The organism is Polaromonas sp., assembly GCF_018780625.1.
Classification (GTDB): Bacteria; Pseudomonadota; Gammaproteobacteria; order Burkholderiales; family Burkholderiaceae_C; genus Polaromonas.
This window is the reverse complement of record NZ_JADMJK010000131.1, coordinates 31,892-46,999: the sequence shown is the minus strand read 5'-3', so window position 1 is coordinate 46,999 and position 15,108 is coordinate 31,892. Positions and strand designations below refer to the sequence as shown.

The following is a 15,108-nucleotide window of genomic DNA, read 5'->3' as shown; positions in this document are numbered from 1 at the left end:
TGAACCCGGAACGGGTGTCTATGCCCGACTTCGACATTGACTTTTGCCAGCAAAACCGCGACCGCGTGATTGACTACGTGAAAGACAAATACGGCCACGCGGCGGTCAGCCAGATCGTGACCTTTGGCACCATGGCGGCGCGCGCGGCGATTCGCGACGTGGGCCGGGTGCTCGATTTTCCGTACGGGTTTTGCGACGGGATTTCCAAGCTGATCCCGAACAAGCCCGGCCAGGCCGTCACGCTGCAACTGGTGCCCGCTGACCGCAAGAAAAACGACAAGATGGTCTATGCGCTGGAAGCCGAGCCGATCCTGGCCGAGCGCGAAGCTAAGGAAGAAGACGTGCACACGCTGCTTGAGCTGGCCCGCAAGCTCGAAGGCCTGACGCGCAACATCGGCATGCATGCCGGCGGCGTGCTGATTGCGCCCGGCAAGCTGACGGATTTTTGCCCGCTGTATTTGCAGCCCGGCAGCAGCTCGGCGGTCAGCCAGTATGACAAGAACGACGTGGAGGCGATTGGCCTGGTCAAGTTCGACTTTTTGGGGCTGGCCACGCTGACCATCCTGGAAATCGCCAAGGAATTCATCGTCAAGCGTTACCCGGCGCAAAAGGATTTCAGCTTCGAGAACCTGCCGCTCGACGATGCGCGGGTTTACCGGCTGTTTGCCGAGGGCAAGACCGAAGCCGTGTTCCAGTTTGAAAGTATCGGCATGCAGCGCATGCTGAAGGACGCCCGGCCCGACCGGCTGGAAGACCTGATCGCGATGAACGCGCTCTACCGTCCCGGCCCGATGGACCTGATTCCGACCTACATTGCCCGCAAGCAGGGCAAGGAAGTGCCCGAATACCCGGACCCGCGCGTCAAGCCGATGCTCGAAGAGACCTACGGCATCATGGTCTACCAGGAGCAGGTGATGCAGACCGCGCAGATCCTGGGCGGTTACTCGCTGGGCGGCGCCGACATGCTGCGCCGCGCGATGGGCAAAAAAGACGAGAAAGAGATGGCCCAGCACCGGGAAATCTTCCGCAAGGGCGCTGGCATCAATGGCTTGAGTCAGGAAAAAGCCGACGAGGTGTTTGACCTGATGGAGAAGTTTGCGGGCTACGGCTTTAACAAGTCGCACTCGGCCGCCTACGCGCTGCTGGCCTACCACACGGCCTGGCTCAAGGTGCATTTTCCGGCCGAGTTCTTTGCGGCCAACATGACCGTCGAGATGGACGACACCGACAAGCTGAAAATCCTGTTTGGCGACGCCCAGAAAATGGGAATGAGCTTTGAAGTGCCCGATATCAACCGGGGCGACTACCGGTTTGAGCCGATCAGCGCAAAGTCCATTCGCTACGGCCTGGGCGCCATCAAGGGCACCGGCCAGCAGGCGATTGCCGCTATTGTGGCGGCGCGCAATGAAGGCGGCCCGTTCACCTCGCTGTATGACTTTTGCGTGCGGGTGGACCGCAGCAAGCTCAACAAGCGCACGGTGGACGCGTTGATCAAGGGCGGCGCGTTTGACAACATGCACCTGAACCGCGCGGAGTTGCTGGCCTCGGTCGACCGCGCCTTTGAATTTGCCGCCGCCACCGAAGCCAATGCCAACCAGGGCGGCCTGTTTGACATGTCGGATTCGCACGCCGCCAGCACCCAGGAGCCGCCGCTGGTCGAGGCGGCATCGTTTGGCGTCAAGGCGCGCCTGGTGCTGGAGAAAACAGCAATTGGTTTTTACCTGTCAGGCCATTTGTTTGACGAGGTGGTCACGGAGGTGCGGCAGTTCGCCAAGCGGAAGATCGAAGACCTCAGTGATTCACGCGACCCGCAGATGCTGGCGGCCATCCTGAGCGACCTGCGCGTGATCAATGGCAACCGCGGCAAGCTGATCATCTTCAAGCTCGACGACAAGACCGACGTGCTCGAAGCGTCGGTCGATGAGGCGACCTTCAATGCGAATCGCAACTTGCTCAAGGACGACGAACTGGTGATTGTGCAAGGCACGCTGCAGGGCGCGTCCGAGCGCTTTGGCCGCCGTTTCAAGGTCACCCAGGTCTGGGACCTGGAAACCGCGCGCTGCAAGTTTGGGCGGTATTTGCGCGTAGCGGTGGATGTGGAAAAAGGCATGCCACCAGACATTTCCCGCCTGGTCAAAGACTTTCCTGCGCGCTCTGAAATGTCAGAGCAGGGTGAGCTCCTGCGTGGGTTGCCGGTGCGGCTCAGTCTGCGCTGCGCTGGCGCCAGTGCCGAGCTGCATCTGGGCGAGGCGGCCAGGTTCTTCCCGAGCGATGCGGCACTGGCCAGCTGGACCGCGCAGGCTGACCAGCTGGCCAGCATTGTTTATGAATGAAATAAGGATCTGGCCCAATAAGGACGAGCGCTTGTAGCTATTATTTTAATAGTATGCTGAAATTGCAGGGTGGCATTGCCCACCCGCTTGCGGCTTCAGTCTTTGGGCCGCATTTCCAGGATCATGGGCGTCGGTACACGGCCGTCCGTGTCGCGCGGCAGGCTGCCGGTGCGGATCACGGCCTTGATCGCCGCGTCATCCCACGCCTTGTTGCCGCTCGATTTGACGAGGCGCTGGCTGATGATGCTGCCATCCAGCGTGGTGCGCACCTCGATTTCGGCTGTGGGATTGCCCGAAACATCGTCTGAAAAAATCACGTTGGGTTTTACCGCCGCTCTGACCTTGCCCCCGTAGCCGGCCGACGGCCCGCTGGACTTTTGGGCTGTGCCCTTTGCATCGGCACCGCCGGTGGCGCCTGCCAGGCCTGCGATGCGCTTCATGTTTTCCTGGCGCTGATTCTTGGCGGACGCCTCGGCGGCTGCCTGCTTTTCCTTGGCCTGTGCGGCGGCGTCCTGCTTTTTCGCTTCGAGTTTCTTGGCTTCTTCGGCCGTCTTGCGCCTGGCCAGCTCTTCTCTGGCTTTTTGTGCCTTCTCTTTTTCGAGTTCTTTCTCTTTTTCGATTGCCAGCTCTTTTTTTGCCTGCAACTCGGCTTTGCGCTTGTCCTGCAGCTTCTGCGCTTTTTCGGCCTTTTCGGCGGCATCTTCTTTTTGCTGCTGCAGCAACTTGCGTTTCTTTTCCTGTTGCAGCGCAATGTCCACGTCGGGTGTCGGCGGCGTCACCTTGACTTCAGGTGGTGCGGGCGCAGGCTTGGGGACTGGCACAGGCCGTGGCGGCGGGGCAGGTGTGGGCTCAGGTGCTGGCGCAGGAGGCGGTGGCGGCAACGGCTCAACCAGTCTGGGCGCTGCCTGCTGCGGCACGCCGGACCACAGTTCGGCCTCGAACGTGCTCGCCCGGTCCGTGCTTTTCCAGCTCACACCCCAGGTCAATGCGGCAATCAGCAATATGTGAACGAGCAAGGCCAGTGCGAAAGAGCGCGGCGAGGCGGTCTCTTGCGGCGGGCCAAATTCAAGGCGTTCGGTGGTGCTGGTCATGAGGCCGTGCGGGCTGCTGCTTACTTGCCGGTCTGCACCGACAGGCCAACCCGCGACACGCCGGCTTTTTGCAGGTGGTCCATGACCTTGACCACGGTTTCGTACTTGATGGACTTGTCGGCGCTGATGACAACCGGCACGGCTTCGGGGCCAGCTGCTTTAACCTCTGGCTGCATTTTGATGATGTCGCCCGCCACATTGCGCACGTCGCTGGCCACGCTGTCGGTCTTGAACTTGATTTGAACGGTTTCGTCCTTGCTGATCAGGATCTGTACCGGATTTTGCGGCTGGCTGGGTGCCTTGCCGACCTTGGGTAGGGCGATCATGCTGGGCGTGATCAGCGGTGCCGTCACCATGAAGATGATGAGCAGCACCAGCATGACGTCGATGAACGGCACCATGTTGATCTCGCTGATGGTGCGGCGGCCCCGGCGACGGGAGTTAACGGCTGGCATGGCAGTTCGCTTTTTTGTTCAGTGACCGGACGGCGACTGCGCGCCCAGGTTGCGCTGCAGGATGTTGGAGAACTCTTCGATGAAGGTTTCCAGGCGGTTCGCGATGCGGTCGATGTCGTGGGAAAAGCGGTTGTAGGCCACCACGGCCGGGATGGCCGCAAACAGGCCAATGGCCGTGGCCACCAGTGCCTCGGCAATGCCGGGCGCCACCGTGGCCAGCGTCACCTGCTCCAGCGCGGCCAGGCCGGTAAAGGCATGCATGATGCCCCACACCGTGCCAAACAGGCCAACGTAAGGCGACACCGAACCGACCGTGGCCAGAAACGACAGGTTGGACTCAATGGCATCGAGCTCGCGCTGGTAGCTGGCCCGCATGGCGCGGCGTGCGCCGTCCAGCAGGGTGCCAGCATCGTTGATTTGCCGCTCCCGCAGCTTTTGGTATTCGCGCATGCCGCTGGCAAAAATGCGTTCCATGGCGCCCGAGTGCTTGGCGTTTTGCGCCGCACCTGCAAATAAATCGTTCAGGCTGGTGCCCGACCAGAATTCGCGGTCGAATTCGTCGTTGAGCAACTGGGCGCGCTTGAGTGCCACGATTTTCCTGAAAATCGCGGCCCAGCTGGCGATGGACACACCCACCAGCAGCAGCACCACGCCCTGGACCACCCAGCTGGCGTTAAGAATGAGACTGACAATCGAGAGGTCTTGGTTCATGGGGACGCTTTGGCTAGGGGTTGAAGCTGTCAGGAAGGAAAGCAGGCTGAAAGGGACGCCGGCATGCGCGTTGGCTGAAGGCTGCTGGCATCGACCCAGCCTATCCTGATCGTGCCGTCACAGAGCAGCGCGGGCTGCGTATCTGGTTGCTCTGATTTTAATAGCGCCTGCTGCTTGATTATCATGGACGCACGGCCTGTTTCGACCATGCTCGCCGTAACAATCAGTTCGTCGTCGAGCCGGGCAGGGCGGCGGTAGCGGATGCTGGTTTCAAGCACCACGAACATGCCGCCCGTGCTTTCCTTGAGGCGCTGCTGCTCGATGCCCAGAGATCTGAGCCATTCAGTGCGCGCACGTTCAAAGAATTTCAGGTAGTTGGCATAAAAAACAATGCCGCCCGCGTCGGTGTCTTCCCAGTAGACCCGAAGGGCCCATTCAAAAACCTGCCTGGGGCTGGCGGGGGCGTTCATGTCAGCACGGCCTCCAGCCGCGCCACCGCTTCCCGCAAATGCGCCATGGAACTGGCGGTGGAAAAACGCACAAACTGCTCCGGGGCTGCCTGGCCGAAGTCCCGGCCCGGCGTCACGGCAAGGTGGGCGCGTTTCATGAGTTCAAAGGAAAAGTCCCAGCTGCCGCGCACGCCCAGGCGGGCGGCAGCCTCGGTGCAGTCAGCGTAGGCATAGAAAGCGCCGTCCGGCATCACCGGCACGCGCAGCCCGAGGCGGTTCAGTTCAGGGATGAAATAGTCGCGCCTGGCCTTGAACTCGGCGCGCCGGCGCTCGTATTCCAGCAGGCTGTCGGCTTCAAAGCAGGCCAGCGCGGCGTGCTGCGACACCGTGCTGGCGCAAATCACCAGGTTTTGCGCCATCCGCTCGATCACCGGCACCAGCGCTTCGGGCACCACCAGCCAGCCCAGCCGCCAACCCGTCATGTTGAAGTATTTGCTGAAACTGTTGATGCTGATGATGCTTTGGCCCAGCTCGCCGGGCATGGCCAGCGCCGAGTGCCCAAAGTGCTCTTCGTAGCTCAAGCCCAGGTAAATCTCGTCAATCAGGGTGATGCCGCCCTGGCTGTGCACAAACTCGTGAATTCGCCGCAGCTCTTCGGGGGCAATCGAGGTGCCCGTGGGGTTGGATGGCGAGGCCAGCAGCACACCGCGCGTTTTGGGCGTCCACGCCGCCTTGACCTTCTCGGCAGTGAGCTGAAAGCGCTCTTCGGCCGTGGTCGGAATCAGGATTGCCGAGCCTTCCGCCGCGCCCACAAAATGGCGGTTGCACGGGTAGCTCGGGTCCGGCATCAGAATTTCGTCACCGGCTTCTATCAGGGCCAGGCAGGCGAGTTGCAGCGCGCCAGACGCGCCCGCCGTGATGATGATGCGGCTGGGCGCCACCTGCGCGCCAAAGCGGGCGCTATACCAGTCGCTGATGCGTTCGCGCAAGGCCGGCAGGCCGGTGGCCTGGGTGTATTGCGTGTAGCCCTGGGCAATGGCGCGCGTGGCCGCTTGCTGCACCAGTGGCGGCGCGGTGAAGTCGGGCTCGCCGATGTTTAAAAAAATCATGGGCTGCGCGGTGTTGGCCACTTCCTGCGCCATCGCTGCGGCGGCCTTGGCCACCTCCATGACATAAAACGGCTCAATGCGTTGAGCCCGCTGGGCAATTTTCAAGGCCATCCTTTCAGGGTTGCAGCTTTACTTGGCCTGGTCGGCGGCCACTTCCTGGGCGCGCAGCGAGGGCGCCAGCTGGTGCAGCACGCCGTTGACGTACTTGTGGCCGTCGGTGCCGCCAAAGGCCTTGGCCAGTTCAATGCATTCGTTGATCACAACGCGGTAGGGCACGTCGGGGCAATGGCTGAATTCGTAAACGCCTATCCACAGCACGGCATGTTCAACCGGCGAAATCTCGGCCATTTTCCGGTCCAGCAAGGGCGTGATGCTGTCGTCAAGCGTTTGCGCCGCGTCGATGCAGCCGTGCAGCAAGGCGTCGTAATGGGCCGAGTCGGCCTTGTGAAACCCCACCAGGTCGCGGGTGAAGGCATCAATGGAGGCGGTCTCATTACGGCCCACCAGGTATTGGTACAGGGCTTGCAGGGCAAATTCGCGGGCGCGGGTGCGGGCCGACTTGTCGGCCGCCTTTTTCACGCCGGTGTCGGTCAGGCCGTTCCGCGTTTGTGGTGGGCGTTTGGGTTTGAGGATGGGTTCTGCCATGGGGGTCCAATAGTGGCCGGTTTGTGCCGGTGTGGGAAATGGGGGGAGGAGCGCAGGCAGGGTCGGGCTGTTCTAGGCAAGCTCGTCGAGCAAATTGGCCATTTCAACGGCCACGCGCGCTGCATCGCAGCCTTTTTCATCCTGGCGTGCCATGGCCTGCGCCAGGTTTTCGGTGGTCAGTATGGCGTTTGCAATCGGCAACTGGTAGTCCAGCGCCAGGCGCGTCACGGCCGCGCCGCTTTCATTGGCGACCAGCTCAAAGTGATAGGTTTCGCCGCGAATGATGCAACCCAGGGCCACCAGCGCATCGAATTTGTCGCTTTCTGCCAGGGCCTGCAAGGCACAGGGAATTTCAAGGGCGCCGGGCACCTGGACATGCGTGATGTTTTTGGGGTCGACACCCAGGGCCATCAGCTCCTGCTTGCAAGCTTCGGCCAAGGCGTTGGTAATGCCTTCATTGAAGCGCGCCTGCACAATGCCGATCGATAATTTTTTGCCGTCAAGCTTGTCGGCCGAACCTTTTTCTGCACCAAACACGATGAATTCCCTTTGCGTTGATTTGTCAGTTGTTGATTGCTTATTGATCGGTTACTGACCTGCTATTTGTCAGGCGTGACGTAGCCAACAATCTCCAGGCCGTAGCCCGTCATGCTGGGCATGCGGCGCGTGTTGCCCATCAGGTTCATTTTTTGCACGCCGCATTCACGCAGGATCTGCGCCCCAATGCCGTAGGTGCGCAAGTCCATGCGGCCACGCTCGGGGGCATGTGCGGCGCGCGCAGTGCCGTCAAACTGCGCCAGCAACTCTTCGGCGCTCTCGCCGCAGTTCAGCAGCACCACCACGCCTTTGCCCTCCGCGGCAATCCGCGAGAGGCTGGCATCCAGGCTCCAGGAGTGCATGGTGCGGCCGACTTCCAGCGCATCCAGAATGGACAGCGGCTCATGCACACGGGCCAGCACCGCTTCGCTGTCGTCCCATTGCCCTTTGACCAGCGCAAGATGCACGGCGCGTGCCGTCTTGTCCTTGAACGCATGGAGGGTGAATTCACCAAAAGCCGTGTTGATGGGGCGGGCGCCATGTTTTTCAACCAGCGACTCGACCCGGCTGCGGTGCGCGATCAGATCGGCAATGGTGCCAATCTTCAGGCCGTGTTCAGCCGCAAACAGCTGCAAATCTGGCAGGCGCGCCATGGTGCCGTCGTCTTTCATGATCTCGCAAATGACGGAGGCGGGGCTGCAGCCCGCCATGGTCGCCAGGTCACAGCCGGCTTCGGTGTGACCCGCGCGCATCAGCACCCCGCCTTCCACGGCCTGCAAGGGAAAGATGTGGCCGGGCTGCACCAGGTCGTCAGGCGTCGCATCCTTGGCTACCGCTGCTTGCACGGTGCGGGCCCGGTCTGCCGCCGAAATACCGGTGGTGACCCCTTCTGCGGCTTCGATCGAGACGGTGAAGGCGGTGCCTTTTTTGTCCCCGTTGCGCACCGTCATGGGGGGCAGTTGCAGGCGTTCGCAGCGTTCACGGGTGAGTGTCAGGCAAATCAGGCCACGGCCATAACGCGCCATGAAATTGATGGCGTCAGCGGTGACATGGTCTGCAGCCAGCACCAGGTCACCTTCGTTTTCGCGGTCTTCTTCGTCAACCAGAATGACCATGCGGCCAGCGCGCATGTCGGCCACGATGTCTTCAACGGGGGAAATTACAGTTGTCATGAATTAGTCAGTGGTTGCGGGAGCGATGGAACTGTGGGTGTGTGTTTGGGTGTCTTTGAGCATGCGCTCGACGTAGCGTGCGATCAGGTCGATTTCCAGGTTGACCTCTGAGCCCTCGGACAGTTGGCCCAGCGCCGTGTTCTGCACGGTGTGCGGGATCAGGTTGATGCTGATCTCGCTGCCTGGTGTCTGGTCCGTAGCATCGGCTGCGTCTGTCAGGTCCGTGACCTGGTTGACCGTCAGGCTCACGCCATTGATGGTGATTGAGCCCTTGTAGGCCAGGTACTTGCTCAGCGCACGCGGGGCGCTTATCCGCAGCTCCCAGCTTTCGCCCACCTGCGTGAAATGCGTGACGCGGCCAATGCCGTCGACATGACCCGAAACGATATGGCCGCCCAGGCGGTCGTTGGCGCGCAGGGCTTTTTCGAGGTTGATGACCCCGGTCTGCGTCAGGCCGCAGGTTTTTGCCAGAGACTCCGCGGAAATATCGATGGAAAACTGGTTGCGGCCAGGGTCAAGCGCAGTGGCCGTCATGCAGGCGCCGTTCAGCGCAATGCTGTCGCCCAGACCCACGTCGTTGAGATACCCCGCAGGCGTTTCAATGGTGAGACGCTTGCCATGGTGTGAAGAGCTGCCCAGGCTTTGGATGGCGACGATGCGCCCCAAGCCGGTAATGATTCCGGTAAACATTCCCGTATTTTCGCAGGGAATCGGGTCTTCCTGCCGGGCAGGCCGATTTAAGGTCTGAAAAGACTGCCTGGCCGGGGGTGTTTAGAACTGATCGCGTCCGGCCACCCGGGCCAACACGCGCAAATCAACCCCCACCCTGTCGATGGATTTGAACTCCAGCGCAACGGCTTCTGACAGCGATTGCAGCGGCCCGAACGACGCCATACCCTGACCCGGGCCCAGCAGCTTGGGGGCCAGATAGAGCAAAAACTCATCGACCAGTCCGGCGCGAATCAGCGAGCCATTGAGCTTACTGCCGGCCTCAACATGCAGTTCGTTGATCTCGCGGGTCCCCAGGTCTTTCATCATGGCGGCCAGATCCACTTTGCCGTGGGCATCGGGCCGCATGACGACGGTGGCACCGCGCGCCTCCAGTGCCATTTTTTTAGCATCATCTGGCACTGCCGCATAGATGATGCAAGCGCGGCCAGGGATGAAAAGATGCGCATCCAGCGGGGTTTGCAGCCGGCTGTCCACCACCACAAGATGCGGCTGGCGCGGCGTTGCCACCTCGCGCACATCAAGGCGTGGGTTGTCCTGCAGCACGGTACCTATGCCCGTCAGTACCGCGCTGGCGCGCGCCCGCCAGGCGTGGCCGTCGGCACGCGCCTCGGGCGAGGTGATCCACTGGCTTTGGCCATTGTCCAGCGCCGTCGTGCCGTCCAGTGAGGCCGCCATCTTCATGCGCACCCAGGGCGTTTTGCGGATCATGCGGCTGAAAAAGCCGATGTTGAGTTCGCGGGACTCAGCGGCGCCGGGGCCGACTTCAACGTCGATTCCTGCGGCGCGAAGCCGGGCGATACCTTGCCCTGCCACGAGGGGGTTGGGGTCTTGAATGGAAACCACCACTTTGCCGATGCCTGCCGCAATCAATGCGTCGCAGCAGGGGGGCGTGCGGCCGTGGTGGGAGCAGGGTTCCAGTGTGACGTAGGCCGTGGCGCCTTTGACGGAATGGCCTTGCGCGGCCGCGTCGCGCAAGGCCATGATTTCGGCGTGGGGGCCACCGGTGCGCTGGGTGTGGCCAACGCCAATGACCGTGCCATCCTGGCCTGATGTGAGTACGCACCCCACACGTGGATTAGGAGGTGCAAGCAGAAGTGCGCGTCCCGCCCAGTCCAGGGCTAGGTCGGAGGCGGACGGAGAGGTATGGCGCATGGCTGGCAAGAAAAGTGCAGACAAAAAGCCAGTATCCCACGGGCTGAGGTCATGCCGGTTTGTCCCAGGCCAATGCCATTTGTTCTGTGAATTTGACCGGCAGTCGGGATGATGACGCTCGCTGGGTGTTACTTCGCTAACATCCAGTTTCATTGAAATAGGGAAATGGAGGGGATCGCATGCAAAGAGGCAAACAACTCGGTTTTACGCTCATTGAGCTGATGATCACAGTGGCCATCATAGGAATTCTGGCGGCTGTAGCTTTACCGTCTTACAACCAGTACATCGTGCGTGCCAACCGCTCTGCGGCCCAGAGCTTCATGTTTTCCGTAGCCAACAAGCAGGAGCAATACATGCTGGATGCGCGTCGCTACGCGGGAGGGGGAACCGCGTTGGCGGACTTGAGCATGTCGGTGCCTGCTGATGTCTCGAGCAAATACGCCATCACTGTTACCTGCACAATGCCCACGGCCACCGGCAATTGCACTGCATTGGCAGGTATTCCTGCTTACCTTGTCACGGGCACGCCGATCGGCGCGCAGTTAGCCGGTGACGCCCGCTGCGCCACGCTGACGCTCAACCATCTGGGCACCAAAACCAAATCTGGAACGGCCAGCGCTGTTTCCGATTGCTGGTGAGGTGAGTTCGCAATGAGCTCCAGGGTGCGTGGCTTTACGCTTATTGAACTGATGGTGGTCATCTCCCTCGCGGCGGTGATGCTGGGGCTGGCTTTGCCGTCGTTCAAGAGCTTCGTGGCCGGACAGCGCGTGAAAACGGCGACTTCCGATTTCTCCCTTGCTGCCGTTTTTGCGCGCTCCGAAGCCATCAAGCGCAACGCCGAGGTGGGCATAGTGGCTGCGGCCGGGGGCTGGAAAGATGGCTGGAGTGTCAAGTTCGGCGCCGTCACCCTTGGCACCCAGTCGGCCTACAAAGGGTTGGTCATGACGCCCAGCCACGTCGATGTTATCGATGTCGTCTACCTTGGCAGCGGTCGGCTCAAGACGCAGGCGCACATACCGGGCCTGCAAGTCAGCGACGAAGGTGGCACAGCAAGCCGCTGTGTGTCGTTCGACCTCAGCGGCCTGCCCAAGCGCAAACTGGGAGATTGCTGATGAACCTGAATTTCAAACGACGCGATGCCCAGCAGGGGTCAAGCCTGATCGAGGTGCTTGTGACGCTGGTCATCCTGATGCTGGGCCTGCTTGGGCTGGTTGGGCTCATGCTGCAGAGCCAGCGCTCACAAATGGAGTCTTACCAGCGCGTGCAGGCGCTGGTGGTGTTGCATGACATGGTCAACCGCATCAACGCCAACCGCAAGGTCGCAGGCTGCTATGTGGTCACTACGGCGGCCGATGGTTCACCTTTTCTGGGCACCGGTTCCGGGATCGTCGCGCCTGTCTGTGCGCTTGGAACGGCGGAACAGCAGGCGCGCGCTGTGCAGGACATGACGGAATGGAATGATCTCCTGCTGGGCAGCACTGAACAGTCTGGCGGCAACAATACTGGCGGCATGCTAGGGGCGCGCGGATGCGTCAGCGAGACAACCCCGGGGGTTTACCAGGTCAGTGTCGTGTGGCAGGGTAATGGAAAGACGGTAGCCCCTGCCGGTGTGAGTTGTGCCTCTGACCTTTACGGGGACGATGCACAGCGCAGGGCCGTGACGGCTCCCCTACAAATCGCCAAGTTGAGTTGACTCATGCAACACCTGAAACAGACCCCGCTCCCGGTGCCGCGCCGCCATCCCTTGCAAGCGCGGCGCCATCAGCGCGGCATGACGCTGATTGAATGGATGGTTTCCATCACGGTCGGGTTGATTCTGCTTGTTGGCCTGTCGGCCTTGATCGCGCAGCAAAGCAGCACCCAGGCCGAACTTGAAAAGTCGAGTCGGCAAATAGAAAACGGGCGCTATGCCATGCGGCTGTTACAGGACGATATTGAGCTTGCAGGCTATTTCGGCGAGTATGCCGGTGCAGGCGAATTGTCATTGCCCAACTCGCTTCCCAATCCCTGTCTGGTCGCTGCGACCGCGCTGACAAATGCCTTGCCGTTCCCGATCCAGGGATACGACTCTCCTGGGGCCAGCCTGCCTGCAGCATTTTCAGACTGCCCACTGAATGCGGCAAACCATGTGGATGGAAGCGATATTCTGGTGGTGCGGCGTGTTGAACCCGCAACGGTGACTGGTCTGCTGACCATTGGGCAACCCTATCTGCAGTCTGGCTTGAGCGCATCCGGGTCTGAGTTTCTTTCTGTGCTCGCAACGGCAGCAGGCACGGCAGTGGACGTGGCGGTTTTTAATTTGAAGAAAAAAGACGGCACCACCACCGCATCCCTGCGCAAATACCTCGTGCACATTTATTTCCTGAGCCCCTGCAGTGTGCCGGCCAACGGATCAACGTGTTCGGCTGCAAATACGGACGATGGCGGAGTTTCCGTACCGACCCTCAAGCGGTTGGAACTGTTGGATGCTGGGATGACCACCGTGCCGTTGGTCGAGGGCATCGACAAGATGCAGATTGATTATGGGTTCGACACCACCGGTGACGGTGCGCCCGACAGTTACGCAAAGGATGCGGCGCCCTTTGCTGCTTGGGATCCCGCAACAGTCGCTGACCCAAAACCGATCGCGCATTGGGGCAATGTCATGACCGTGAGAATTCATCTGCTTGCACGCAACAACGAGCGCTCGGGTGGGTATCAGGACACGAAAACCTATAACCTGGGCTTGGACGGCACGACAGCGGCATCCAATGACGGTTTCAAGCGCCGGGTGTTCAGTCAGTTGGTGCGTGTGGTCAACATCAGTTCGCGAAGGGATGGTTCATGAGATGCCTGATGAAAAACAAGCAGCAAGGATCGACCTTGCTCACCAGCATGATCATGCTGGTGGTGCTGACCCTCTTGGTGGTGTTCTCCATCCGTTCCGGCAACACCAATCTTATGATTTCTGGCAACGCCCAGTCTCAGGGGGAGGCTAGCATGGCCACGCAGATGGCTATTGAGCAGGTGATCGAGCAGGTCATTGATGCGGACGACATTTCACTGATTTCAGCGCAGTCCGTGCAAGTACCTACAGGGGCGGCCACCTACACCGTGGCAGTCAAAGCCATGACCACGTGCGTGGTTGAAGTGCCGGTACTCAATTCGTCGCTGGATTCGGAAAATGACAATGACCGCGCCTGTTTTGCCGGTCAGGATGACGACAAGGCCATCAAGGCGGACGGTACGCTGACCACCAAGCCCAGCGAGTGCAAGACGCAACAGTGGGAAATTGAGGCTGGCGTGACAGATGGGTTGACCGGCGCGAAAGTCGAGCATGTCCAGGGCGTGACCATCCGCGTGCCCTCCACAGTGACATGCCTTTAACTTAAGAAGAGTGAATGCTATGAAAACTTCTCGAATCTTTGGGTTCTGCCTGATGCTGAGTGCGCTGGCAGCGTCCTTGCTCACCCAGGCCGCAGACATTGACATCTACAGCGACAACTCAGGGACTGCGGGCGTGCCCAATGTGCTGTTGGTGCTGGATAACGCCGCCAGTTTTTCGGCGAGTGTGCCAACCTCTTGTGAATATGTGGGCGGAGGCTCGCCGTCGCTGGGTCAAACAGCGGGAGGCATTGAGCAGTGCGCCATCTACAACGTGGTTTCCAGTCTGCCGGAAGGCGCCGTCAATCTTGGTTTGATGGTTTACAGCGCCAGCAACATTCAGGATTGGAACCCCTCCACAAATTCCCTGGGCACCAACTGTGGTTCTGCTGAGGGCGGTTGCCTGGTCCAGCCTGTAGCGCTGATGTCGGGTGATAGAAAGAAAAATTTTCTGGCCTGGATCAAGACTTGGAAAGCCAATAACTCCGACAAGGACGGTTTCAATATCAAGGTGAATGGCCAGAGCACCGGGGCAGTCATGCAGGAGGCTTGGGCCTACTATGCGGGAAAAACCGGCTTGTCTGGACGCACTTACACGGCGCCCCCAGCCGGATGCCAGAAGAATTTCGTTATCTTCCTTGGCAATGCCTATGGGCCAGCGGGTGGGCCCGGTGACGGCGCCAGTGCCAATGTCTTGGGCGCTTTGACCGCTGCTCCAGGTGTTACGGCCGCCCAACTGGAAAATATCGTGATCCCTTCGGGAAAGTACGGTACTTCTGCCTTTAGCTGTGGCAGCTACAGCATGGGCAATCACACTGTGCCATCCGGGTTGTACGCCGACGAGTGGGCACGTTACATGTACCAGACGGACCTTTACGGCGCATTCGACGACAAGCAGGGTATTACGACCTACACCGTTGGTTTACTGGGAAGTGACTGCAAGCCAGACTATCCGGCCCTGCTGACCAGCATGGCGAAAAATGGTGGCGGCAAATACTTTGGCACATCGGGTTATGAAGAAATCTCAACTGCGATCCTGAAGATTCTCAATGAAGTCCAGGCCGTGAACAGTGTTTTCTCGTCCGCCAGCCTGCCGGTCAGCGTCAATGCCCAGGGCACCTATCTGAACCAGATCTTTCTGGGCATGTTCAGGCCGGATGGCAGTGCCAGTCCACGCTGGCTTGGCAACCTCAAGCAGTACAAGTTCATTCTGGAGTACCCGGACCCCAGCAATCCCGATCCGAACAAGGCCACGCTCAAGCTGGGCGACAGCAATGGGGATCCGGCCATCAGTGCTGCTGGAACCGGCTTCATCACATCGACGGCGGTCAGCTACTGGACCAAGAAGGACACGGCAGT

Annotated in this window: 16 protein-coding genes and 1 pseudogene; 7 read left to right on the top strand and 10 right to left on the bottom strand. The window is 60.4% G+C overall.

Annotated elements, in window-relative coordinates; genetic code table 11:
* Positions 1–2,333: DNA polymerase III subunit alpha (dnaE, locus tag IV091_RS11695; protein WP_293468848.1), on the top strand; the 2,333-nt coding region annotated here is incomplete at its 5' end.
* A 95-nt stretch (positions 2,334–2,428) separates the two neighbouring features.
* Here dnaE and tolA read toward each other — a convergent pair.
* The 10 genes from tolA to ribD all read right to left on the bottom strand — a co-directional run bounded on the left by tolA (position 2,429) and on the right by ribD (position 10,386).
* Positions 2,429–3,424, bottom strand: coding sequence for a cell envelope integrity protein TolA (gene tolA / locus IV091_RS11690; RefSeq protein WP_293468846.1), 996 nt, complete (start codon positions 3,422–3,424; stop codon positions 2,429–2,431).
* 20 nt (positions 3,425–3,444) lie between these two features.
* Entirely contained in the window at positions 3,445–3,879 is a 435-nt protein-coding gene (locus IV091_RS11685) for a biopolymer transporter ExbD (protein ID WP_293468844.1), read from the bottom strand.
* 18 nt (positions 3,880–3,897) lie between these two features.
* Complete coding sequence (gene tolQ, locus IV091_RS11680) at positions 3,898–4,590, bottom strand: protein TolQ (protein ID WP_293468842.1); 693 nt, start codon at positions 4,588–4,590, stop codon at positions 3,898–3,900.
* A gap of 29 nt (positions 4,591–4,619) precedes the next feature.
* The gene (gene ybgC, locus IV091_RS11675) at positions 4,620–5,060 is read right to left on the bottom strand and encodes a tol-pal system-associated acyl-CoA thioesterase (protein ID WP_293468840.1); all 441 of its coding nucleotides are present in this window, start codon (positions 5,058–5,060) and stop codon (positions 4,620–4,622) included.
* Positions 5,057–6,253 carry a pyridoxal phosphate-dependent aminotransferase gene (locus tag IV091_RS11670; protein WP_293468838.1) on the bottom strand — a complete coding sequence of 399 codons (1,197 nt, stop codon included), beginning with the start codon at positions 6,251–6,253 and terminating at the stop codon, positions 5,057–5,059. The genes ybgC and IV091_RS11670 overlap by 4 nt, the downstream gene beginning before the upstream one ends.
* A gap of 24 nt (positions 6,254–6,277) precedes the next feature.
* Positions 6,278–6,793 (bottom strand): transcription antitermination factor NusB, encoded by a 516-nt coding sequence (gene nusB, locus IV091_RS11665; RefSeq protein ID WP_293468836.1) that lies wholly within the window; start codon positions 6,791–6,793, stop codon positions 6,278–6,280.
* Positions 6,794–6,865: 72 nt separating this feature from the next.
* Entirely contained in the window at positions 6,866–7,330 is a 465-nt protein-coding gene (ribH, locus tag IV091_RS11660; protein ID WP_293468834.1) for a 6,7-dimethyl-8-ribityllumazine synthase, read from the bottom strand.
* A 62-nt stretch (positions 7,331–7,392) separates the two neighbouring features.
* Positions 7,393–8,502: a bifunctional 3,4-dihydroxy-2-butanone-4-phosphate synthase/GTP cyclohydrolase II gene (ribBA, locus tag IV091_RS11655; RefSeq protein WP_293468832.1), complete on the bottom strand. Its 1,110-nt coding sequence runs from the start codon at positions 8,500–8,502 to the stop codon at positions 7,393–7,395.
* Between the two features lie 3 nt (positions 8,503–8,505).
* On the bottom strand, positions 8,506–9,192 hold the full coding sequence (locus IV091_RS11650; RefSeq protein ID WP_293468830.1) for a riboflavin synthase: 687 nt from the start codon (positions 9,190–9,192) through the stop codon (positions 8,506–8,508).
* Positions 9,193–9,273: 81 nt separating this feature from the next.
* Complete coding sequence (gene ribD / locus IV091_RS11645; RefSeq protein ID WP_293468828.1) at positions 9,274–10,386, bottom strand: bifunctional diaminohydroxyphosphoribosylaminopyrimidine deaminase/5-amino-6-(5-phosphoribosylamino)uracil reductase RibD; 1,113 nt, start codon at positions 10,384–10,386, stop codon at positions 9,274–9,276.
* 179 nt (positions 10,387–10,565) lie between these two features.
* Here ribD and IV091_RS11640 point away from each other — a divergent pair, with 179 nt between their 5' ends.
* From IV091_RS11640 to IV091_RS11615, 6 genes and pseudogenes are all read left to right on the top strand, one after another.
* A complete protein-coding gene (locus tag IV091_RS11640; protein WP_293468826.1) occupies positions 10,566–11,024 on the top strand; it encodes a type IV pilin protein in 459 nt (152 codons plus the stop codon).
* Positions 11,025–11,036: 12 nt separating this feature from the next.
* Complete coding sequence (locus IV091_RS11635) at positions 11,037–11,498, top strand: GspH/FimT family pseudopilin (RefSeq protein ID WP_293468825.1); 462 nt, start codon at positions 11,037–11,039, stop codon at positions 11,496–11,498.
* A complete protein-coding gene (gene pilV / locus IV091_RS11630; RefSeq protein WP_293468823.1) occupies positions 11,498–12,079 on the top strand; it encodes a type IV pilus modification protein PilV in 582 nt (193 codons plus the stop codon). The genes IV091_RS11635 and pilV overlap by 1 nt, the downstream gene beginning before the upstream one ends.
* Before the next feature lie 3 nt (positions 12,080–12,082).
* The gene (locus tag IV091_RS11625; RefSeq protein ID WP_293468821.1) at positions 12,083–13,213 is read left to right on the top strand and encodes a PilW family protein; all 1,131 of its coding nucleotides are present in this window, start codon (positions 12,083–12,085) and stop codon (positions 13,211–13,213) included.
* A gap of 8 nt (positions 13,214–13,221) precedes the next feature.
* Positions 13,222–13,752, top strand: a complete 531-nt coding sequence (locus IV091_RS11620) for a hypothetical protein (RefSeq protein WP_293468819.1) — start codon at positions 13,222–13,224, stop codon at positions 13,750–13,752.
* Positions 13,753–13,771: 19 nt separating this feature from the next.
* Positions 13,772–15,108, top strand: a pseudogene (locus tag IV091_RS11615) (hypothetical protein); the annotation flags it as partial.